Here is a 22,215-nt window from a genome sequence, read left to right on the forward strand (position 1 = left end):
TAGCACAGGATGAATGAGTCATTTTGTCGAGAGATTTTTCTTTCGAAGTTAACTATCAAACCCACAACAACAATATTATGAGTACCAACAGCAAGCAAGTAGACGCTCTAAACAAACTAATTACTACCCTTTACGACGGAGAGGAAGGCTACAAAGAAGCCGCCACCGACGTGGAAAATGTAGCCCTTAAAACCCGCTTCCGTAGCCTCGCGCAGCAGCGTTACGACTTCGGTCACGAACTCAAGCCCTTTTTTGACGTGCTCGGAGGTAAAGTGGACAAAGGTTCTAGCCTGGCCGCCGGTGCGCATCGCATCTGGATCGACCTGAAAACCGCCGTTGTCGGAAACGATGACGCCGCCGTTCTTGCCGAAGTAGTTCGTGGTGAAGAAAGTGCCCTCGAAAGCTACTCCGAAGTACTGGCCCACAACGATCTTCCCGCCGCCGCCCGCACGACGATCACCGCACAGCGCGATAAGATTCAAACCGCACTGAACGAGATGCGCAAGATGAAGAAAGTAGCCTAAGCTGCCTTCGATCACATAAGATCCCTTACGAAAAGCCTTTCGCCATTCATTTGGCGGGAGGCTTTTCTGTTTTTGCGTACATACGGAGATTATTCAGTTACGTCCATCCGATATTGACTTCCTGGTCTAGTGTATCTTCGCACACTCAAATCATTTTACGTTACGTGCCAGACTGTGCCATCCTCCTCATTCATTGTCCTGACCAGCCTGGCCTGGTGGCGCTCGTCACCGAGTTCGTCCACAAAAACCGGGGGAATATCCTCAACCTGGATCAGCACGTCGACAACGACCTGGGGCACTTCTTCATGCGGATCGAGTGGGAGCTCGGCGAGTTTACCATCCCGCGCGGTAAGATCAGCGAGTATTTCGCAACCCTGATCGGTGATGCGTACGGGATGCACTGGCAACTCGAATTCAGCGAAACGAAGCCACGGATGGCGATCTTCGTGAGCAAAGCCAGTCACTGCCTCTACGATATTTTGCAGCGCTACGCGATTGGAGAATTCGACTGTGAGATCCCCGCCATCGTGAGTAATCACGAAAGCCTGCGCGGCGTAGCCCAGCGTTTCGATATTCCGTTTCATTACTGTCCGATCACGAAGGAGAATAAAGTCGTTCAGGAGGAGAAAACGGCCATGTTTTTCGAAGAACTGAGGGTCGACGTGATCGTCCTGGCTCGCTACATGCAAATCCTTTCCGACGATTTTTGCCGCCGCTACGAGAACCGCATCATCAACATCCATCATTCCTTTTTGCCCGCCTTTAAGGGTGCCCGCCCCTACCATAATGCGTTCAACCGCGGCGTTAAGATCATCGGCGCGACGAGCCACTACGTTACGGCTGATCTCGACGAGGGGCCGATTATTGCCCAGGACGTAGCCCACGTGAGCCACCGCGACGGGGTGAACGACCTCAAGCGGATTGGCCGCGACGTGGAAAAGCGCGTCCTGAGTAAAGCCATCTATTTTCAACTACAACACCGCATTTTACCGTTCGGAAATCGAACTATTATCTTTAATTGATCTGGACCCAAAGGTTGAGGGCATCCTGCCCGAACGGCCATGCGGTAGCGCCGCAGCTGTTCCCCGATAGTTATTGGGGTCGGGCTACAGGCCCTCAACCTTAATTATTACCAACTTATGCTACAGGCCACCCGCGTACAGAAAAGATACGGTACCCTCCAAGTTTTAAAGGGCGTCGACCTGACGGTTGGTAAAGGGGAAATCGTGAGTATCGTGGGTAAATCCGGCGCGGGGAAATCTACCTTGCTCCACATCCTCGGTACGCTCGACCGACCGGACAGCGGGATACTGGAGATCGGGGGGCAGGACGTGTTCAAATTATCGGAAAAAGCTTTGTCCGCCTTCCGGAACAAGCAAATCGGGTTCGTCTTTCAGTTTCATCATTTGCTACCCGAATTCACGGCGCTGGAGAACATCTGCCTTCCCGCTTACATCGCCGGGACGGACGAGGCCGCCGCCCAAAAACGCGCCAAAGAACTACTCAGCTACCTGGGCCTTACCGAACGGATGGACCACAAACCCAACCAGTTGAGTGGTGGCGAGCAGCAACGCGTCGCCGTCGCCCGCGCCCTCATCAACTCACCGGCCATCGTCTACGCGGACGAGCCGAGCGGGAACCTGGATTCGGTGAGTTCGCAGGAGTTGCACGCGCTGTTGTTCCAGTTGCGGGACGACTTCGGGCAGTCGTTCATCATCGTTACGCACAACGAGGAGTTGGCGGGGATTAGTGACCGGCGGTTGGAGATGTTGGACGGGATTTTGGTGGGGTAGGGTAGGAGCGTAGATGAAGGATGCGCCACGATAGCTAGCGGAGCGGGTGCAGAGAACTCGGTAAGAAATCAGAGCTTGTTGGGCAAATACATACTTGATGACTTGGTGAACTGTACGTCAGCCTGCTTATCTTGGTCCCATTCCAACCAGTTAACCATGCGCCACCTACTAATTTTCCTTGCTTTCACGAGTTTGCTGTGTACCGGCGTCCGCGCCCAGGAAAGCGATGCGGACCTAAGCCTCACTTCCTCCCTCGAATTCCGCAACATCGGCCCCTTCCGCGGTGGCCGCTCCTGCGCCGTGACGGGCGTGGCGGGCCAACCGAACCTGTACTACTTTGGTGCGGCGGGCGGCGGCGTCTGGAAGACCAAGGACGGCGGCCAGACCTGGGTCAACGTTTCCGACGGCTTCTTCGGCGGCTCCATCGGTGCAATTGCGGTAGCCGAAAGTAATCCGAACGTGCTCTACGTCGGCGGTGGTGAAAAAACCGTGCGGGGTAACGTCAGCTACGGCTACGGCGTGTGGAAATCCATCGACGCCGGCAAGACCTGGCAACAAGTGGGCCTCGAAAATAGCCGGCACATCGGGCGTATCCGCGTGGATAAAAATGATCCGAACCTGGTTTACGCCGCCGTGATGGGTGATCTGTACAAGGACTCAGAAGAACGGGGCGTGTACCGCAGCAAAGACGGTGGTAAAAACTGGGAACGCGTGTTGTTTCCAAGCGCGGCCGCGGGTGCCGTAGATCTTTCGATCGACGCCGCCAACCCCCGGGTCATGTTCGCCAGCACCTGGAAAATTCGTCGGACGCCCTACAGCCTTGAATCCGGAGGCGAAGGCAGCGGCCTCTGGAAGAGCGTTGACGGCGGTGATACCTGGAAGGATATTTCGACCAATAAAGGATTGCCAAAAGGTATCTGGGGTATCAACGCCGTGGCCATCAGCCCCGTCGACGGAGAGCGTATTTACGCCCTGATCGAAAACGAAAACGGTGGCGTGTTCGTCAGTAACGACGGCGGCAAAACTTGGGAGAAGCGGAGCGAGGAACGCTCCCTGCGCCAGCGCGCCTGGTACTACACCCGCATTTACGCCGACCCCGTTGACGTCGACGGCGTGTACGTGATGAACGTCAATTACCATCACAGTCTCGATGGTGGCAAGACTTTTGAATCCAGCCGCGCCCCCCACGGCGACCACCACGATCTCTGGATCGCCCCTGAGGACCCGGAGCGGATGATCATCGGCGACGACGGCGGCGCGCAAGTATCATTCGACCGGGGCGACAACTGGTCGACCTACGAAAATCAGCCGACCGCCCAGTTCTACCGGGTGACGACCGACAATCACTTCCCGTACCGCATCTACGGCGCGCAGCAGGATAATTCTACCGTCCGCATACCCCACCGCACGGATGGCGGCACGATTGGTGAATCCGACTGGGAAAGCACCGCCGGTGGCGAGAGTGCCCACATCGCGCCCGACCCCAACAACGCCGACATCGTTTACGGCGGTAGCTACGACGGTTTCTTTACCCGCTACGACCACGAAACTGGCCAAGTGCGTGCCATCAACGTCTGGCCCGACAATCCGATGGGCCACGGCGCGGAGGGCATGAAGTACCGCTTCCAGTGGAACTTCCCGATCTTCTTCGGTACGGACGGCGAAACCCTATACACCACTAGCCAGCACGTTCACCGCAGCACCGACGACGGCGAAACCTGGGAAATCATCAGTCCCGACCTGACGCGCAACGAGGCGGAAAAACTTGGCCCCTCCGGCGGGCCGATCACTAAAGACAATACTTCCGTAGAATACTACGCAACCATCTTCGCTGCTACTGAAAGCCACCGCGAGGCGGGGCTGATGTGGGCGGCGAGTGATGATGGCCTGGTACACGTAAAAGCTGACGGGCAGGACGACTGGGACGACGTAACGCCCCCGAACGCCCCGAAATACATCATGTGGAACTCGATCGACGTAGATGACAGCCAGGATGGTGGGGCCTTCCTTGCGGGAACGTCCTACAAGTCCGGCGATTACACCCCCTACCTTTTCCGGACGGCTGACTACGGCAAATCCTGGTCGCGCATCGACGCCGGCATCCCCCGCGATGAATTCACCCGCGTTGTGCGCCAGTACCGCAAATCGCCTAATATCCTGTTTGCCGGTACCGAAAAAGGGCTTTACGTGAGTTACGATACTGGGAGGAGCTGGGAAAGCTTTCAGCAAAACCTACCGATCGTGCCGATCACCGATTTGACGATCAAGGACGATAATCTCATCATTGCCACCCAGGGTCGGAGTTTCTGGATCCTGGACGACCTGACCGTGTTGACCCAGCTGAAGGACGTGGCCGACGATCAGACGTACCACCTCTTCGCCCCGGCGTCAGCCTGGCGAATGGACGGCTCCACGCGCGAAAGTCGGACGGAAGGTCAGAATCACCCGGGGGGCGTAAACTTTCATCTCTGGCTGAGTGAGGAAGTTGCGCAGGATACGAACGAGTATTTTCTTCGCATCGAAAAGGACGCAGAAGTGATCCGGGAGTGGACCACGAAGGATGACGATAATAAGCTGGAGCTCGAGCCCGGTGGGCAGACGATCAACTGGGATTTGCAATATCCGCTCGGCACCAAGGTCCCGGGCATGATTTTGTGGTGGGCCGGGACGGGTGGTCCACTGGCAATGCCGAGTATTTACACCGTTTATTTCGGTACGGAAGGTGACCAGCAGAGCCGGAAGTTTGTCGTGAAGGCCGATCCGCGCGTGACGGCCAGCGAAGACGATCAGTTGGCTCAGTTCAACTTCATGAAGGACGTGCAGGACAAGGTCAGTGAAGCCCACCAGACGATCCTCGATCTACGCAAGGTGCGGGAACAAATCAAGTCGTTCCAGGATCGTTTGCCGGAAAATGCTTCTCCGGAACTGAAGATGTACGGTGATTCCATCATCAAGTCCCTGACCGGCGTGGAAGAAACGCTCTACCAGACTAAGAACCAGTCCGGACAGGACCCACTGAACTACCCGATTCGCCTAACGAACAAGCTAGCGCACCTGAATAGCCTGGCGGGAATCGGCACGTTCAAGCCCACGGCTTCTTCGTACGCGGTCAAGGCGGAAATGACGGCGGCAATCGACGCGGAGCTGGACAAATATCGGGCCGTGGTGTTAGACCGGGTGCCGGCTTATAATCGCATGATTCTGGCGGAGGGCGTGCAGGTCATTGCGGTTCCGGTGGGGGAGGGGGATGCTCGTAAGTGAGAAATCTCTTGGAGAATAGCGTTAGTAAGTGATTTAGCTTTTCGGGGAGTGATTATAGATTAATTTTCGCGGATTTTAACGGAAAGGTATAGTTGGGATATCCGTATTTTAAGTATTACCTCGGGATACCTAGCCACATCAAGACTGATAAATATTACATGATTTTTCTTTCTAATATAACTTTTAGCTAGATTTGAGGATAGAAGGATTGCTACTTTCAGTAAGAGCATGTTGGGGCTTTGCCTTCCGGTCTCGTTTTGGCCACTTTTGCGCTGATTTTCGTCAGCAAAATCTTCATTTAGCTACGGCTAAACTCCGGTTTTGCTGCCTTAATCATCACAAAACTGTCTCAAAACCGACCAGGAACCCAAAGTCCCAACATACTCTAAGTTTATTCTGGCCTAAGTCTCTCCTTTGGGAAGTAGGTTCTTCTTTTGCGCTGCTATTTTTTGAACCTTGCCCTAACCACAATGCATCAACTACTATCGCTACTTATTTTACTATTTGGATTTACAATAACTCTGAGTGGTCAAGATTTACCGTACGTGCTCGAGGTCCTCGACCTAAATACTACACCGGCCCGCCCTGGTGCGATGGACCAGGTTGTAGAGGGGCCGAAGGGTACGTATTTCAACCACAAAATATCGGGCCCCAGCGGTAGTGCCCTCACTACTCTACTTTACTTTGATGGTAGTTTGGTTAAAGAAATATACAAAGTTACCGAGCCGGTAAGATTACTATCGGCCAATGAGCGGGGAATATATTTCTTCGAGGATATCAAAGATGCCGTGTTTGGTCGCAACTTATTATTCACCAATTTTACTACGGGCAAGACCGATACACTTTCTAACACTCCGCTGAGTAACGCTAGGACAGTGCCCTTTGGGGACAAAATCTATGTATTTGAGGATGCCATCCAACTGTTTTCAGACGAGGGCGTAGCAGTAACCATAGATGCTTCTTACGGGGGGTGCAGTTGTGGAGTAGGTACCCGTCGGTTTCTTCAGGTAGGTGATTTCTTGTATTATCGAGAAGAGCTAAGCTACGGTGTCACAGATGGCACCGCAAACAGTACCAAGACAGTTTTTCAGTCAACGTTCATCAATGAAGTTGATGAACTATTTGAGTACAATGGTCTGATTATAGCTTTAGGGAATAGATATTTGAGATCTTATGATCCCCTTACGGGTATAGAAACCGATTTAACGAATGATGTGGTTGCAATGCCAGGCACGTTATCACCTACGGCTACCGCAACCGCTGCGATGACGACGAACGGATTAGTTTTTACCGCTAATCACGAAGATACTGGCAGGGAGCTATTCGTAACGAATGGTACTAAAGCCGGAACTCAACTCCTGTTGGAAGCGGCAGAGGGGCCAGCTAACGGTATTTCGGCACAAGGCATTAGTGAAAACGGAAAGTTGCTCATATATGGCGAGCCAGTGGATGGGTCAGTAAACCTTTACTTGACCGACGGTTCTCAATCCGGTACTTATCCCGTACTCAATGTAGCGGTCAGTGAATTTACAGATAAAAAATTATCTTCAGTCGGTCTTACTAATGGTAATATAATAATTGCATCGTCCGCAGGGGGGGCAGTCCAAAGCAGCTCCAAGGTATACAGCATCGATCCATCCAATAGGGGAGCACTGGCTAAGCTCATTACAACACTTCCTTTTAATATAGGCCAGCGAAAGCTTAGTTCCGTCAACAACCGTTTGATTGTAAGTACCGATTTCTTTGGTGGGGATTTGTTGTCCATAGGAACTACACCCAATGACGTGTTTACAGTCGGAGAGAATGTTGATTTAACCTTTCTCTACGAAAATGAGGACTTTCTGTTCTATTTAGATAGCAGAACAACCGAACAAGTAATAGTAGCAACTAGTGGGAACGAGGGAGACCTAACTAAATTACAGGTTGCGGAAAGTTGGGCAAGTGGCGGCGTTGATGGTACTGTGTTCAGCATTGGAGATCAACTATACTCCTACGCTTTCGACCCCGAAGTTGGGGAAAGCGTCTACTCGATTTCAGCGGAATTAGGCACTACACTCGTGGCGGACTTTTTTAACTACACCAACGGAAGTGATAACATCAACATACTTCCATTGGGTGCGGAGGTAGTAATTGGCGTAAGTAATCGTTCCAGTCCCGCCGTATCTTATCTAACCAGTGGTGTGGTTGGGGATATTGATACTTTCTCCCAGGCATTCGGGCGCAGTGGTTTTGAGGAACTCATAGGTAGCTTTGAGGATCGTTTTTATTTTAGCGACCGCTTCGAATCGACTACCTATGAATTCGATAAGGGTGATCTAGAATCCCGACCGATCACGCAACCATCAACTCAATACACCTACAGCAATCCAGTGCTAATTGCGGACACGCTCTACCGCGTGCGACGTGCACGTACCGGAAACTTCAGGTACGCCCCCGTCCAGTTGTCCGCGTTCTCAGTACTAGATCGCGTGGAGAAAATTACCGCTGGCGATAAATTCGGAATACCGTCAAATGGGCCAATCAGCTTGGTTTCTGACGGTAAAACACTCTACTACGTAGCTTATTCGAGAGCGGAAACACAATTAAGAAGCTATACTATTGAGGGGGGAGAGGGGAAATTACTCAAGTCTTATACGGATAACCCTAACCGGATCAACCTGTACGCAGACGATAACCAAGTCGTAGTTGGAACGATTAGCGACCTAGGGCTACAATATACTTTTCAATCAATTGCAAATGGAAACCTTGGTCCGGAGTGGGACCACACAACTGATGTCTACGATATTAAAGCACTTACTGGGCGTACCCTGCTTTTCGATTCAGCAGGTAGGATATTTGGTGCACCCGCAACGGACCTCACCAAAGCTACCTTACTTTTGGAAGACGGACCGGAAGCCTTTTTTATTCAGCGTATGAGAAACGGCGAGGATCGTTTCGTGGCACTTTTAAACAATGAAAATAATGATACGCTTAAGCGCGTATTTTACACCGACGGAACTCAGCAAGGAAGCTCCATCGAGACAGATCTAAGCATAAATACTGGTGATAATATTCTGACCTTTGGGCAGATTGGTGATTTCTTTGCATTAGTCACGAACAATGGTAACGTCATCCTTTACAATCCGGTAACCAATGTGCAAACAGTCGTGCCTCGGTCCGCAGGTTATTCACGCTCACTTTCCTATTCGCAAGTAGCTTTCGCCGGTGATAAATTATTTTACGTCAGGCGGCACCCGGATTACGGCGCTGAGGTCCACGTACTTTCCGTCGCCCAACTGAATTATTTACGTGGCGTGGCTTACGTTGATGAAAATAAGAACGGAACACGAGACGAGGGTGAGCCAGGTTTAGCGGGAGTAACGATAAACAACGGACAAGGTCAACTAGCTATCTCTGGCGCAGCTGGAAATTTTGCGTTTAGCGCAATTACTGATGGGAGCTATCGGCTCACTGCTTTAAACCCCGAATGTTACGAGCTGAATTCTACCCCTACCTCTTATTCACTGTCTTTTGACCCCACACAATATTATGACTTCGCTTTCGGGTTTAAGCGAGTTGAGGGACCATCTAAATTGCTGGTTAACCTCGCTTCCGGCCCAACCAGGTGCAATAGTGAAGTTCCATTCTGGCTGAATGTAATTAATTCAGGTTGCAATTCAATTGATGGGCGTGTTCAAATAACTTTACCCGCTAATTTAGCGGTCGTAAGTTCGACGGTTCCGTATAGTAGTGTTGGTGAATCTATCCTCGTTTTTTCTCTCGACTCTCTGCAGGCTAGTGAGCGGACTAGTATCAGGTTGGTTATTCAAATGCCAAATGAAGATGATGCCGGGCAAGTTATTAACATTCCCACTACGGCAACGGTCGATCTACCCGATGGTAGTCTGTTGACGGACACTATGAACTACAGCGAAATAATACGCTGTGCTTACGACCCCAACGACAAACAAGTCCACCCCCGCCGCCCCGAACCAACCAATAGCAACTACACCCAATTCGACGAACCCCTTCGCTACACCATCCGTTTCCAAAATACGGGTAATGACACCGCTCTAACCGTTCGGATTGCGGACCAATTGGCCGAGAACCTCAATTGGGAAACCTTCAAACCCCGTTCCGCCAGTCATTCATTCACGACTACGGTTAGTGAAACCGGCCTGGTGAATTTTCTCTTCGAAGATATTCAGCTGCCCGACAGTACTACTAACCCGGTTGAAAGTCAAGGCTTCGTTGCCTTCGACGTAATGGCCAATGCCAATTCAGGCGACTTCACCGCCGTCGACAATACTGCCGAAATTTATTTTGATTTTAACCGCCCCATTGTAACAAATACCGTCACGTCCACACTGGTGGAAAAATTGGACGCAGATTCGGATGGCTACAACTTTTACGAAGATTGTGACGACCTCAATTCAGCTATCTCTCCTGCCGCGGAAGAAATTGTTGGTAATGACGTAGACGAGAATTGCGATGGATCCATCCGGGCGGTGAACACGATCAATCCTTTACCAGGAACGCTCGAAGTATTTCCGAACCCTTCCCGGGGGCCCGTGCTAGTCAAGTATTCCGAAAATTTACCGCTTTTGTTATCCGTGTATTCCGCAACGGGTGTGGAGGTGATACGGGCGGAATTTTCGGGTGAGTATGTATTGAACCTGGCCAATTATTCTTCCGGTAGCTATTTAATTCGGATACTCGACCCCTTAGGTAGAAAGGCGGTTAACCGATGGATTCAGATTCAGTGACGTTTACCTCACCACGCGCAGTACTACACCAGCTCAACGATAGGGTAGAGGGGCGCGGTCGCGGGTGCAAAGTTATGTGGACGGGTGGCACCGCGAGTGCTTCGTAGGTATGCATAAGGATCGATGACTTGATTTTCAAGCTTAACCACCAGTCATAGAAATACGGGAAATGCAACCTCGTTGGCGTAAAAGCAGGTGTGAGGTTTACACCATTTCCCTTCTTCTGTACGTCTTAAGTACTAATCTATTTAGCTCCAGTAACAGTCGGTCAAGGACCGGCCTCAACGTTGAAATTTTGATCCGTCACATCTTCCGCCTCGGCCTTTTAGTTGGTCTCAGTCTCCTTTGCAGTCCCCTCGTCTCCGGTCAAAACACTTCCGTAAAACCGAGCAAGTACCAGCCCCGGGACACGGCGGCATTCTACACAAGCCTCCGCCAAATACGTAAGCAAGCATTGGAAACGGCTGGCGCCGATCTGCCCGCGCCACACCGCGATGCCTACTTCAGTCGCACCGACCACATCATCCGCGGAGTTGAAGCGGACGGTTTTCTTTTCGACAGTACGCTGACCACCCACCTCACGACCATCATGACGACGCTGATCGATTCGAACGGCATCGACTTAACGCCCACCATTCTGGTCAGTCGATCGCCGGTAATTAACGCCTATAGCTTGGGCAACGGAATGTTCAATATCTACAACGGCCTGCTGCGCGGCGTAAAGACGAACGATCACCTGGCCTTTGTCCTCGCTCACGAGCTGGCGCACGACCAACTGGAACACTACCAACGTACGGTCGCCAAAATACCCACGGAAGTCGTTCAAATTGACGACTACCGTAAGCACTACAAGCAACAACGAAAGGCATTCCGTAAACGGCTCCGCTCCGAAGGCAGGGAGCGCATCATGAACGAATACAAGCAGGCAGCCTACCGCAAGGGGGCGTTCAGTCGGCAAAAGGAACTGGAAGCCGATTCACTCGCGCTCCTCTACCTGGCAAAAACCGATTACGATTTGCAGGGCGGCATCCGTGGCCTGAGCTACTTTGATGAGACACCCCCCTTCGACGTAGAAATCGATGAATTGACCCGTCACCTCAGTACCGCTAAGCAGCCGTTAAAAGAAAACTGGCTGAGAGCCCGCAAAGACAAACCTGAGGCTACCGACGCAAAACAAGCCAACGCCGCAGCTTGGAACCAGGATAGTCTGAGTAGTCACCCGGACCTGGCGCTGCGGCTGGCAAAGCTCGAATTCGATACGACTTACCAAGAGCCAACTCCTCCGGTAAATCTTCACGGCTTCCGTCAGTTATCCATTCAGGAGACGCTACTCTCTTACCAAAAAATGGAGTACCCCGCCCACACGATCTTGCTGAGCATTCGGTACCTGGAAGACGAACCCGGGTACGAAGATTTCTACTACGGCATCATCCTGGACGCCATGATGACTGGCTACCTAGCCAAAGAGGCGCGGCAGTTAGCGGAAAAAGTCCCGCCCGCTTACTTCTTCGGTGCGCCCGGGAGCAAGGCACTCTGCCGCCTGTTCTACCGGACGAACGCCACGCAGTTCGGAACCTACCTAAGAAGCCTCGTCGAGGAAAAGGTCGCGGCTTACCCCGACTCCGTTTATTTGAATCAGGTGGCGGATCGAATCAATTACTACTTTTCGGGGGCTGGTCGGGGAAGACAGTAGATAGGTACGACTAGCTAGTAGTGGGGCCTTGAGCACCAAAAAAAGCCCCGCCGATCAGCTGATCGACGGGGCTTAGCTATTTGTGGAAACGCTAAACTAGCGTTCGGGAAAACTTTACTTAGCGGTATTCACCGTATTCACGATAGCCAAGAAAGCCTCCGGGTGGTTCATCGCTAAATCAGCGAGGACCTTGCGGTTGAGGGTATTGCCGTTCTGGGCAAGACCGTGCATGAGGCGGCTGTAGGTCGTACCGTTCTGGCGCGCGGCGGCGTTGATACGGGCGATCCATAAGCGGCGGAATACGCGTTTTTTGTTGCGACGATCCCGGTAGGAATAGCTCATCGCTTTGTCGACGGCGTTCTTGGCTACGGTGTAGACCTTGGAACGGGCGCCAAAGTAACCCTTGGCGGCTTTTAGGATGCGCTTGCGGCGCGCGCGGCTGGCGACCGCATTAACTGAACGTGGCATAAAGCTCTTTTTTTGTGCAGCACGGAGACCGATTGGTTCTTTTGGTCCGTACTCTCGTGGAAAATAGAGTTCCCTCTCGCGGGGAATCTTTGAATGGTAACGCTGGTCAGCCATTCATTTGGTCAGTGCAAAGACTGACGACAAAGAAACGACTCGTTATCTTTTCGCTGACGCAGACAAATGAATGGCTGACCAGCTAGAATAACCAGGGTTTACTTACAGAGTAACCGCTTGATTCGCTTCTCGTCCGCGACGGAAACCAAAGTACCGTCACGCAGACGGAGTTTAGCTTTCTTGGACTTGTTGCGCATCATGTGCGACGTGTAAGCCTGAAAACGCTTCACTTTACCGGATCCGGTAATCTTGAAACGCTTCTTTGCACTACTGTGCGTTTTCATCTTAGGCATGGCACCAAGTTTTAAAATGGAGCGCGAAGGTACGCTTTGGCGGTAAGTATTACAAACGCTTACCGGTATTATAAAGTAGCGGGCGCCCCGCTAGCTATCCGAGCGGGTGCAAAGATGTCGGGAGAGGAGCCTGGCGGATTGGTGCCAATGGCAAGGTAGGTGCGCCCGAGACCTTGCTTTGTGTTCTAAGAAACCTGGCACTCCCGATAGCTATCGGGACCGCGCAAAAAACTACCCTCAAATCAAGCTCTCCACAAAAACCCGCACGACGCGCAGCCCCATGTTGAAGTCGGTATTGTTGTTGACGATGATGTCCGCGTCCTCCTTGTAGGGCTCCAGATACTTTTCGTAGGAGGGCAGCACGTGGTGTTCGTAGCGGTAGAGCACGTCGTCGAGTGGATAATTCCGCTCGATCTGGTCGCGCTTGATGCGGCGAACGAGCTTCAGATTATCCTTGGCGTGCAGGAAGATCCGTAGGTCGAGCATCTTGCGGAGTTTCCGGTAGTGAAACACGAATAAGCCTTCGATGATGATGACCGGAGCCGACCGGAAGGTCAGGATACGCGGCGTCGCTTTCTCGTTGTTGAAGACGTATTCCTTGCGCGTGACGGTCTTGCCGTTTAGCAACAAATTCACGTCCCGGATAAATTCTTTGCGGCAAATCGAACTGGGGCGGTCAAAATTCTCCACGCCGTTTTCGTCCTTTTTTTGCTTCTCCCGGGGGACGTAGTAGTCGTCCATGCTCAAATAGCAAACTTGTTCATCGTCCAGCCCGTCCCGCAACTGGCGGATAAAAGTTGTCTTGCCGGAACCGGAGCCGCCGGTGATGCCGATGAGGAAGGGTTTTGCCATGGGGGCGAAGGTAAGAAAGAAGGCGGTAGGTGGTAGGCTTATAGGCGGTAGGAAGATTAGGCGGTAGGCCTGTAGGCTGGTAGGCACGTAGGCGGTAGGCTGGTAGGCCGTAGGTTGACAAGCGAGTTGCCGAGCTACTATAGCACTTACCACGCAATCCTACCGCCTACCGCCTACTGCCTACTGCCTCTCTTCCTAACCGCCTACCGCCTACTGCCTACCGCCTCTCTTCCTAACCGCCTACCGCCTACTGCCTACTGCCTCTCTTCCTAACCGCCTACTATACTTCCTGCGAAAGCGACGTAACTTGCCGCCCCTCAACCCCACCCATGATCTTCGCCTACGACCTCTTCCGCTGCATCCTCGGCCTAGCCGTTATGCTCGGCATCTGTTTTCTGTTCAGTAAAGACCGGCGCGCGATTGACTGGAAAGTCGTGGGAATTGGGGTGGCGCTGCAGTTCGTGCTGGCGGTGTTGATCCTCAAAGTGCCCTTCATCAACGGGCTGTTCGATACGATTTCGGATGGGTTTCGTAAAACGTTGGAGTTTTCCGGAGCTGGCGCGCAGTTTCTGTTTGCCGGGATGGTAACGGACTTCGATACGTTCGGCTTCATTTTCGCCTTTCAGGTACTGCCGACGATCGTGTTTTTCTCCGCGCTTTCCGCCATTCTTTATTATCTCGGTATTCTACAGAAAGTAGTGTTTGGCATGGCGTGGTTGCTGTCCCGTGCGATGAACCTGAGCGGGCCGGAGAGCCTGGCCGCCGCCGCCAACGTGTTCATCGGCCAGACGGAAGCGCCGCTGGTCGTGAAGCCTTACCTAGAAAGGATGACGCGGTCGGAGCTGTTGTGCATGATGGTCGGGGGGATGGCGACGATTGCCGGCTCGGTGTACGTCACCTACATCGCTTTTTTGGGGCAGGGGGACCTGGAAACCGAGCGCTTTTTCGCCAAGCATCTACTAACCGCGAGCATCATCTCCGCCCCGGCCGCGATCGTGTGTGCGAAGATGCTTTTACCCGAAAACAGTTCGGAGCTGGCCGCCGTGACGGGTTCCGTCATCCCGGGCGATAACGTGGTCGCGACGCCCGCCAAGGATAACCGCCTGGAAATGGCCGCCGACGATAGCAATAACCTCCTCGACGCCATTAGCAAGGGCACGACGGACGGGCTGAAGTTGGCCGTCAACGTCGGCGCGATGCTGCTCGTCTTTACGGCGCTGATCTACATGCTCAACGTGATTTTCGTGGGGGCGACGGACATCGTCAACTGGGCCTTTATGGGCTTCAACGACACTACCTGGCAAGCCGCCCAGGCCGCCGGGGATACCTGGAACAAGGTGATCGAGGCCAGCACGGCGGGGCGCTTCGAAGGCTTCAGCTTTACTTACCTGCTCGCCCTGTGCTTCGCCCCCGTCGCCTGGGTCATCGGTGTTTCCGGGGAGGACATTACGTTGGTCGGGCAGCTGCTCGGGCTGAAGACGGTCATCAACGAGTTCGTTGCCTACGATGTTTTCCGGGGTATCCAGGCGGACGCCAACATCACTTTGACGCCAAAATCCACGTTGATCGCCGCCTACGCGCTGTGCGGCTTTGCTAACTTTGCCAGCATCGGTATTCAGGTCGGGGGCATCGGTGCCATCGCTCCTGGCCAACGGAAAAACTTGACCGACCTGGGCTTGACCGCCCTCCTCGGTGGCACGGTCGCCTGCCTAATGACGGGTTGCGTAGCGGGGCTCTTCTACGCCAGCTAGACCATAATTGTGCTTCGAACCAGAGATACGAGCCCCCGTCGTAAATTTTTAATTTGCCTACCGCCTACCGCCTACCGCCTACCGCCTACCGCCTACCGCCTACCGCCTACCGCCTACCGCCTACCGCCTACCGCCTACCGCCTACCGCCTACCCATTCGTCGAATTTCCCCGCCCCTTCGTCCATCCCCCGGCACCCGCGACCGCGCAAAACCTTATTTTGGTAGTCCGTATTAAACTCACCCTATTTTATGACTACCGATACCCTTGATTTCGACGCTACCCGCACCGATGCTTCCGTGCGATTTGCCGGCTTCGGCGTACGCCTCGGCGCTACCGTTATCGATTACCTGGTGCTCCTCCCGTTCATTGGAGCCGTCACCTACTTTACGATGTTCAGCCCCAATTTCAGTATGCTGGCGCTAACGAGTATTCTTTCCCTACTGTACAAGCCGGTGATGGAAGGGATTTACGGGGCGACCGTGGGGAAGATGGCGACCAAAATCAAGGTTGTCGCCAAGGAGAACGAACCGATCACGCTGAGTCAGTCTTTTCTGCGCGCCGCTCCCTGGCTGGTGGCGGGCATCGTCGGCCTTTATTTCAACTACCTCATTTTTCAGATTCCTGGCATTGAAAACGCCGATGGCTTCATGGAGTACGGGCTGATCGTAGCCGAACACCAGGCCGAGCAGGGCACCTCGCTGAATACTATTCTGCAACAGTCGATCGCTTGGTTACCCCTAGTTTCCGCTTTGGTGATGCTGGGAAATAAGCGTAAGCAAGCCGCCCACGATTTACTCGCCGAAACCTACGTCGTGTACAAAGACCCGGCACCCGGGTCGCTGATGTAAGCATCCTTCGGGACAAAACTTTTACCTTCGCGTCCGTGCAGCCTAACCCAACTACCTACGCTCCGGCCAGCTTTTTTCGCCGGGCCTTAGCCTACTTTATCGATTCCATCCTGATCGGTCTCGCGACTGCGCCGGCCTACTATTTCCTCATCTACGAAGGGAGTTTGTACGCCGGCATTGCGATCATCGTGGTCGGTGGTGCTTACAAACCCTTAATGGAAGCCCGCTACGGGTGGACGCTTGGTAAACTAAGTCAGCGCATTCAGATTGTTGACGTAGTAACCGGGGTCAAACCCGACCTCAACCAGAGCCTGCTTCGCTATTTACCCTGGGCGATCGGAGTTTTAACCGGCATTTTGGTCACGATACGGGTTTTTGAACAGCCAGACTTTGACGAGGTCAAGGATATTTTCCAGTACGTCGAAGCCATGCAAAAGAGCTCGCTGAGTGAGAACTTTTTCGTTCGGAACGTCTCGAGCTTGCCCATTTTCTCCAGCGTCTGGATGATCTCTGACCCACTGCGGCAGACGCTACACGACAAGCTGGCCAAGACGCTGGTGGTGGCCATGCCGGAAGAATCGGTGACGCCCTGAATAAAAAAATCCCCCGCCTGCCTGACGCAGCGCGGGGGATTTCTTAGTCCGGGAGATTTAACTATTTACCTTCTTCCGTGGGGTTTGCCCGCAACGTAAACGTGCGGGTAACTGGGTTGAGGGGCGCGTCCACTACCTCGCCGTCCTTCACCAGCGTGAGGGTGACTTCGTTCTCACCCATCGGCAGACCGGTTAGGAAGTAAGGACGCCATTCGGTGACGTCGAATTCTTCGGTGCCGTTCACGACGGCCTTGACGTGGTAGCCATCCTCACTGAGCTCTGCGTTGACGGGGTAGAAATCCAGCATCACGTTCTCGGTCTCTTTTTCGCCGGTGTAGGTCCCCTTCGGGCGGCTGTAGAAAAGCATCGGCTCGGTAATGTCGGTGGTGCCGGAGAAGCTGCCGGCGCTGACGTCGGTGCGCACGGCGCGGTGGGCGGCGGGCGTCTTGATCGACTCGTGGTAGGAGCGGCTCAGGAAGGTCAGGATGTAGTGGTTGCCGTCGGGAATTTCTTGCTCGAATTCGGGCGTGTACTTGGCGATGTAGGGCTCATTGTTGAGAATGAGGTGGGCGTGCTGGCCCTTGTCGGAGTTGGCGCACATAATCTGCTCGGCGTCGTCGGTCTGCTTACCGAACGTGTAGCCGGTGGTATTGTAGTCGAAGTTGCCCTTCGTGTACGTCCATTCGGTGATGGCCGCATCCTGAAATTCTTCGGTGGGCGGCATCGGCGTGAGTTGGATGGTGCCGCTGTTGCTGGCTCCGAGCTCGTCGTTTTCGTTGAGTTTGGCTTCGTTTTCGGCTACGTTGTCCATCGGGCTCGTGCGGTTGCCGCAGGCGGAAATAGCGAGGGTAAACAGCGCTAGGAAGAGTAAATTGGTAATTTTCATAGTTGTGTGTTGGATTAGAATTTATGTCTCGGGGCGCGGCCGCGGGTGCCAGCAGGATGGGGAAGAAGCTATGGAAGAATAAAGTTTTCGAGTACTTTAGTACGGATAACTTTCTAATACAAAGCAGCGACAATACTTGTCTCAGCTAAGGCCCGGAGGGTCGTCTATTGTAGCGTGGGGATGCTTCCCCACGTTTTCGTTATTTGAAACATAGTCGTCAAAAAAACCCACCACCCAGCAACACCTACATAACCTAAGCACCACCCAGGTGTTGAGTACAAGCGAACCTTTTCTACCGCCCCAAACCAAACATGCCCCGTATGTCCCCCACCAAAGATATCGTCGAACTCCGCGTCGATGGCATGGACTGCAACAACTGCGCCACCTCCATCCAGCGCTTTCTGGAACGCAAGGGGCTGCAGGACGTCCTCGTTAACTTCCAGACCCGTGAAGTCCGCTACCGCCGCGACGACCTGAGCCTCGACGAACCCGCCGTTAAGGCCGGCATTAAGAAGCTCGGTTTCACCGTCGTCGAAGAAGCGCCCCCGGGCCACGAAGGTCACGTGCACGACCACGCCACGACCGCCCGCCGCCGCCTGCTCTTCTGCGCAATACTCACCGCCCCGCTGCTCATCGCTCACCTGCTGATGGCCTTTGGCGTCGAAGTAGGCTTAATGCATAATAAATGGTTACAATTGGCCCTGGCCGGCCCCGTCTACGCCGTCGGTGGGCTCTATTTCGGTCGCTCCGCCTTTGCCGGCTTGCGGGAGCGGATGCTGAACATGGATGTGCTAATTTTCCTTGGTGCCACCGCGGCGTTTGTGTACTCGATTGTCGGATTCGTGTGGAACGACCCGCAGTATTATTTCTTCGAAACGGCCGCGACCATCATCACGCTCGTCCTGGTCGGTAACTGGCTGGAAGCGCGTGCGGTCGAAAAGACAACCACCGCCATCGGTGCCCTGTCCGACCTCCAGGAAACCAAAGCCAACCGACTAACAGCAAGTGGAACTTTAGTGAGTTTGCCCGTGGAAGAGGTTGAAGTAGGTGACTTACTCCAGATCAACACCGGCGATAAAATCCCCCTCGATGGAACCATCACCACCGGAAACATAAGCGTGAACGAAGCCATGCTGACCGGCGAAAGCTTACCCGTTGACAAGCGAACGGGCGAAGCTATCCTGGGCGGTTCCCTCATCGTTTCCGGCCAGGCGACCTACACCGTTACGGCGGGCTACCGTGACGGAACCCTCGCGCAAATTATCGAATTAGTTAAAACCGCCCAGGCCGACAAACCTTCCCTCCAACGACTGGCCGATCGGGTGAGCGCGGTTTTCGTCCCGGTAGTCATCGGCATCTCCGTCCTGACGTTCCTGCTCGGGTGGCTAACCGGCTACGCTACCCTGACCCAGGCGATTATGAACGCCATCGCCGTGCTGCTAATTTCCTGCCCCTGCGCGATGGGCCTGGCCACGCCAACGGCCGTCATGGTCGGGGTAGGGCGGTTGGCACGCATGGGCGTCCTGATCCGGGGCGGCAGCACGCTGGAACGGTTCGCTGGCGTCGAGCGGATGGTCTTCGACAAGACCGGAACGTTGACGACCGGCGAGTTGCGGGTAGGTAATTTCGGCGTAGCGGAAGGCGAAGACCCACAAACTTTGCTCTCCCTGATCTACCGAATGGAACAAGCGTCTAGCCACCCGATCGCTAAGAGCATTCGGGATTACACTAAAGGTCTGCTACCCACCAACTTTGCATCCCGACAAAGTACGGGACCAATTGATGGCCAGCCCGCGCCCGCGCAAAGTATTACTGAAGTCCCCGGTAAGGGTTTGGTGATGAGTAGTGACAATACCGCCTACTTTCTGGGCGCAGCTCGGCACCTCACGACATCCGTACCTCCCACCGGAACCGACATCGTACTCACGCGCGACGAGAAATTAGTGGCTTGGCTAAGCCTGTCCGACGACCTCCGACCCGGCGCGAAAGCAGTGATCGACGACCTAAAATCCGTCAACATCGAGCCCGCATTACTGACCGGAGATAGCGCAACGAAAGCTCACCGCGTAGCCGACGAACTTGGCATCGTAGATGTCTACGCCGAGCAACTACCCGCGGAAAAACTAGCCGTGATCAGCCGCCTCAGCCTGGAAAAACCAACCGCGATGGTGGGCGACGGCATCAACGACTCGGCCGCTCTTTCCCGCGCGGACGTCGGCATCTCTCTCGGCGGCGCTTCCGCCGCCGCGCTCGACGCGGCTCAAGTCGTACTGATGCGCGACGATTTGAGCTTATTGACGAGTGGCCGCAAAGTCGCCGCGCTCACGCTGCGCACGATCAAGGAGAGCCTTTTCTGGGCCTTTAGCTACAACATTGTGGCGATTCCCTTAGCTGCATTGGGGTACCTCAACCCCATGTGGGCGGCGCTTTTCATGGCCTTTTCCGACGTGGTGGTGATCGGTAATGCGATCCGGCTCAAAAGCCGGCGGGCTGACTAGTAGACGGGCTCAACGGTAACGCCCGCTTCACGCAGCAAAGCGATCACGCCCTTAGCGCCCCCGAGGTGTCCGGCGCCGACGGCGTAGAAAGTCGGGGTAGTCGCTACGGCCGCTTTGATGGTGGGTGCCCAGTTCTCGTTGCGCTTGGTAAGCAGCAGTTCTTCGAATCGAGCCATCTCCTTACCCTCTTCCTTCATAATGTTGGCCATCTCCGCCACGGCTTGCCGTTTGTACATGTCAACCATCTGGTCCATTTGGTTAGGCTCGTCCGATTCCTCACCCTTCGCATCGTCCACGACGGCATCGTAAAGCATCGTCGCCTGCTCGTCGTAGGGGATTGAATCGAAAAGGGAGAGCTGGAAATCCATGGATTCCAGACCGGAAATTGACTTGTTTTCGGTTTCCGCAATTTCCGTCAGTTCCATCTCGTAACTCTTGATGCCGGTAAGTCCGCCCATGCCCCCCATTCCGGGGATGCCGCCGCCCATTGGGTTAGCATCCTGGCCAACCATGGCGGAGAGAAACATCGGTTTCATGCGTTCGAGAAACATGAACGGCAAGCCGCTATCGTCAAAGTAGCCCTTGACGGTTTCGTACTGCGCTGCGTCGAGGTGGTCTTTGAGAGAACTACCATCATTCATGTTGATCTTACCGAGCATTCCCATCATCTTACCGGGGTCCTGCATGTCGCGCGGGTCGATCTCAAAGACGACGGCCTGGCTGTTTTTTAGGGCTTTCAGGACCCGGTCGGGCATAAAATAATCTTCTTCGGGGATGAGGTGGATCGTGCCGAAAAGGTAACTCGGCTCCTGCATACCCTGCGTGGTAATTTTCCAGAGTAGGGTGGTATCGTTCACGCCCGGCGCTCCGGTCTTGGCTGCCACCGCGGCGTCGCTTCCTTGCGCATTGACCGCCGTGCCCGTTTTAGGGGAGCAGCTGACGATGAAAACAAAGGAGAAAAAAGTAAGTACTAAAGAACGCATAGTTAATAGTTGGGGCCGGGGCCGATTAGCCCTGCTAGAACTTGGTGAACGCGGGATTAGTTGTGGCCGGGAGGAGGGGGCATACGTGGAGTTGAAGTTGCGGGTGCCCCGATAAAGTACGGGACTAACTTACCCGTCGCCGCCGCGGGTGCGGGGTTTATTATAGGGTGAGGGCCTCCGACCCGAATGCACGTACGGCAACACTGTCTAATACTATCGCGATTCATTAGGTCGAGGGCCTCTGGCCCGAATGCACGTACGGCAACACTGTCTAATACTATCACAATTCATTAGGTCGAGGGGTTGGTTACGCTACTGACTTCTTTGGTCCACCACGACCCCGATAGCTAGCGGGAGTTCGGTAGAGCTACCGCTATTACATTCGGGCCAGAGGCCCTCAACCTAACCTATTGTTGGGGCGGGTGACGTTACCGCACTGACGTTCGGGCCGGAGGCCCTCAACCTAACCCAGCTTTAGGGCGGGAGACGCTACCGCACTGATATTTGATCCGGAGGCACTCAGCCTAGCTTAGTATTGGAGCGGGTGACGTTACCGTACCGTCATTCGGGCCGGAAGCCCTCAACTCGGAAGAGAAACAAATAAATCCCTAAATTTGCGCGACCAACCGGAAGTCCGTACCTTCGCGCTCCGAAAATAAAAAGGTAATGAAAAAAGATCTTCACCCCGAGAACTACCGCACCGTCATCTTCCGTGACATCAACGCCAACGAAAGCTGGCTCAGCCGGAGCGCGGCCAAGTCGCGTGAAACGGACACCTTTGAAGGTGAGGAGTACCCACTGATCAAGTTGGAAATCTCCAGCGCTTCCCACCCCTTCTTTACGGGTAAGATGCAGTTCGTGGACACCGCCGGTCGTATCGACAAGTTCAACAAGAAGTTCGGCAAGTCGCGT

General features: G+C 54.0%; 16 protein-coding genes and 1 pseudogene. 12 read left to right on the plus strand and 5 right to left on the minus strand.

Annotated elements, in window-relative coordinates; all coding sequences use genetic code 11:
• Positions 1 to 77: 77 nt before the first annotated feature.
• The 6 genes from GGR27_RS11455 (at position 78) to GGR27_RS11480 (ending at position 12,016) form a co-directional block, all read left to right on the plus strand.
• Positions 78 to 524 carry a ferritin-like domain-containing protein gene (locus GGR27_RS11455; protein ID WP_168037586.1) on the plus strand — a complete coding sequence of 149 codons (447 nt, stop codon included), beginning with the start codon at positions 78 to 80 and terminating at the stop codon, positions 522 to 524.
• A 164-nt stretch (positions 525 to 688) separates the two neighbouring features.
• Positions 689 to 1,546: a formyltetrahydrofolate deformylase gene (purU, locus tag GGR27_RS11460; protein ID WP_168037587.1), complete on the plus strand. Its 858-nt coding sequence runs from the start codon at positions 689 to 691 to the stop codon at positions 1,544 to 1,546.
• A gap of 117 nt (positions 1,547 to 1,663) precedes the next feature.
• Positions 1,664 to 2,317 (plus strand): ABC transporter ATP-binding protein, encoded by a 654-nt coding sequence (locus tag GGR27_RS11465; protein WP_168037588.1) that lies wholly within the window; start codon positions 1,664 to 1,666, stop codon positions 2,315 to 2,317.
• A gap of 156 nt (positions 2,318 to 2,473) precedes the next feature.
• On the plus strand, positions 2,474 to 5,578 hold the full coding sequence (locus GGR27_RS11470) for a WD40/YVTN/BNR-like repeat-containing protein (RefSeq protein WP_168037589.1): 3,105 nt from the start codon (positions 2,474 to 2,476) through the stop codon (positions 5,576 to 5,578).
• Between the two features lie 470 nt (positions 5,579 to 6,048).
• Entirely contained in the window at positions 6,049 to 10,323 is a 4,275-nt protein-coding gene (locus GGR27_RS11475) for a DUF7619 domain-containing protein (protein ID WP_168037590.1), read from the plus strand.
• A 295-nt stretch (positions 10,324 to 10,618) separates the two neighbouring features.
• Positions 10,619 to 12,016: a M48 family metalloprotease gene (locus tag GGR27_RS11480; protein WP_168037591.1), complete on the plus strand. Its 1,398-nt coding sequence runs from the start codon at positions 10,619 to 10,621 to the stop codon at positions 12,014 to 12,016.
• A 114-nt stretch (positions 12,017 to 12,130) separates the two neighbouring features.
• Here the strand turns inward: GGR27_RS11480 and rplT are convergent, their stop codons facing one another.
• From rplT to GGR27_RS11495, 3 genes are all read right to left on the minus strand, one after another.
• Positions 12,131 to 12,484, minus strand: a complete 354-nt coding sequence (rplT, locus tag GGR27_RS11485) for a 50S ribosomal protein L20 (protein ID WP_168037592.1) — start codon at positions 12,482 to 12,484, stop codon at positions 12,131 to 12,133.
• A 212-nt stretch (positions 12,485 to 12,696) separates the two neighbouring features.
• On the minus strand, positions 12,697 to 12,891 hold the full coding sequence (gene rpmI, locus GGR27_RS11490; RefSeq protein ID WP_168037593.1) for a 50S ribosomal protein L35: 195 nt from the start codon (positions 12,889 to 12,891) through the stop codon (positions 12,697 to 12,699).
• Positions 12,892 to 13,128: 237 nt separating this feature from the next.
• Complete coding sequence (locus GGR27_RS11495; RefSeq protein WP_168037594.1) at positions 13,129 to 13,743, minus strand: uridine kinase family protein; 615 nt, start codon at positions 13,741 to 13,743, stop codon at positions 13,129 to 13,131.
• Positions 13,744 to 14,072: 329 nt separating this feature from the next.
• Here GGR27_RS11495 and GGR27_RS11500 point away from each other — a divergent pair, with 329 nt between their 5' ends.
• The 4 genes from GGR27_RS11500 to GGR27_RS11515 are packed head-to-tail and all read left to right on the plus strand — an operon-like array spanning position 14,073 to position 16,936.
• On the plus strand, positions 14,073 to 15,494 hold the full coding sequence (locus tag GGR27_RS11500) for a NupC/NupG family nucleoside CNT transporter (protein ID WP_168037595.1): 1,422 nt from the start codon (positions 14,073 to 14,075) through the stop codon (positions 15,492 to 15,494).
• Positions 15,495 to 15,547: 53 nt separating this feature from the next.
• Positions 15,548 to 15,763 (plus strand): hypothetical protein, encoded by a 216-nt coding sequence (locus tag GGR27_RS11505; RefSeq protein ID WP_168037596.1) that lies wholly within the window; start codon positions 15,548 to 15,550, stop codon positions 15,761 to 15,763.
• Positions 15,744 to 16,343 carry an RDD family protein gene (locus GGR27_RS11510; RefSeq protein WP_168037597.1) on the plus strand — a complete coding sequence of 200 codons (600 nt, stop codon included), beginning with the start codon at positions 15,744 to 15,746 and terminating at the stop codon, positions 16,341 to 16,343. The genes GGR27_RS11505 and GGR27_RS11510 overlap by 20 nt, the downstream gene beginning before the upstream one ends.
• A 35-nt stretch (positions 16,344 to 16,378) precedes the next feature.
• Positions 16,379 to 16,936, plus strand: coding sequence for an RDD family protein (locus GGR27_RS11515; protein WP_168037598.1), 558 nt, complete (start codon positions 16,379 to 16,381; stop codon positions 16,934 to 16,936).
• Positions 16,937 to 16,997: 61 nt separating this feature from the next.
• On the opposite strand, the gene GGR27_RS11520 is transcribed toward GGR27_RS11515, so the two are convergent.
• Complete coding sequence (locus GGR27_RS11520) at positions 16,998 to 17,822, minus strand: phosphopeptide-binding protein (protein WP_168037599.1); 825 nt, start codon at positions 17,820 to 17,822, stop codon at positions 16,998 to 17,000.
• Between the two features lie 320 nt (positions 17,823 to 18,142).
• Between GGR27_RS11520 and GGR27_RS11525 the strand changes: the two genes are divergently transcribed.
• Positions 18,143 to 20,320 carry a heavy metal translocating P-type ATPase gene (locus GGR27_RS11525; RefSeq protein WP_168037600.1) on the plus strand — a complete coding sequence of 726 codons (2,178 nt, stop codon included), beginning with the start codon at positions 18,143 to 18,145 and terminating at the stop codon, positions 20,318 to 20,320.
• On the opposite strand, the gene GGR27_RS11530 is transcribed toward GGR27_RS11525, so the two are convergent.
• Entirely contained in the window at positions 20,317 to 21,303 is a 987-nt protein-coding gene (locus tag GGR27_RS11530; protein WP_168037601.1) for a TraB/GumN family protein, read from the minus strand. The genes GGR27_RS11525 and GGR27_RS11530 overlap by 4 nt on opposite strands.
• Positions 21,304 to 21,969: 666 nt before the next feature.
• Between GGR27_RS11530 and GGR27_RS20090 the strand changes: the two are divergent.
• Positions 21,970 to 22,215: pseudogene (locus tag GGR27_RS20090) on the plus strand (type B 50S ribosomal protein L31); the annotation flags it as partial.

The organism is Neolewinella antarctica (assembly GCF_011927835.1).
Taxonomy (GTDB): domain Bacteria; phylum Bacteroidota; class Bacteroidia; order Chitinophagales; family Saprospiraceae; genus Neolewinella; species Neolewinella antarctica.

What these genes read in the sequence shown, in the direction of transcription:
- GGR27_RS11510 (WP_168037597.1), top strand. Translation starts at nt 15,744, where the DNA reads ATGACTACCGATACCCTTGATTTCGACGCTACCCGCACCGATGCTTCC.
- rpmI (WP_168037593.1), bottom strand. Translation starts at nt 12,891, where the DNA reads ATGCCTAAGATGAAAACGCACAGTAGTGCAAAGAAGCGTTTCAAGATT.
- GGR27_RS11520 (WP_168037599.1), bottom strand. Translation starts at nt 17,822, where the DNA reads ATGAAAATTACCAATTTACTCTTCCTAGCGCTGTTTACCCTCGCTATT.
- GGR27_RS11455 (WP_168037586.1), top strand. Translation starts at nt 78, where the DNA reads ATGAGTACCAACAGCAAGCAAGTAGACGCTCTAAACAAACTAATTACT.
- GGR27_RS11495 (WP_168037594.1), bottom strand. Translation starts at nt 13,743, where the DNA reads ATGGCAAAACCCTTCCTCATCGGCATCACCGGCGGCTCCGGTTCCGGC.
- GGR27_RS11475 (WP_168037590.1), top strand. Translation starts at nt 6,049, where the DNA reads ATGCATCAACTACTATCGCTACTTATTTTACTATTTGGATTTACAATA.
- GGR27_RS11525 (WP_168037600.1), top strand. Translation starts at nt 18,143, where the DNA reads ATGTCCCCCACCAAAGATATCGTCGAACTCCGCGTCGATGGCATGGAC.
- GGR27_RS11530 (WP_168037601.1), bottom strand. Translation starts at nt 21,303, where the DNA reads ATGCGTTCTTTAGTACTTACTTTTTTCTCCTTTGTTTTCATCGTCAGC.
- GGR27_RS11500 (WP_168037595.1), top strand. Translation starts at nt 14,073, where the DNA reads ATGATCTTCGCCTACGACCTCTTCCGCTGCATCCTCGGCCTAGCCGTT.
- GGR27_RS11465 (WP_168037588.1), top strand. Translation starts at nt 1,664, where the DNA reads ATGCTACAGGCCACCCGCGTACAGAAAAGATACGGTACCCTCCAAGTT.
- rplT (WP_168037592.1), bottom strand. Translation starts at nt 12,484, where the DNA reads ATGCCACGTTCAGTTAATGCGGTCGCCAGCCGCGCGCGCCGCAAGCGC.
- GGR27_RS11470 (WP_168037589.1), top strand. Translation starts at nt 2,474, where the DNA reads ATGCGCCACCTACTAATTTTCCTTGCTTTCACGAGTTTGCTGTGTACC.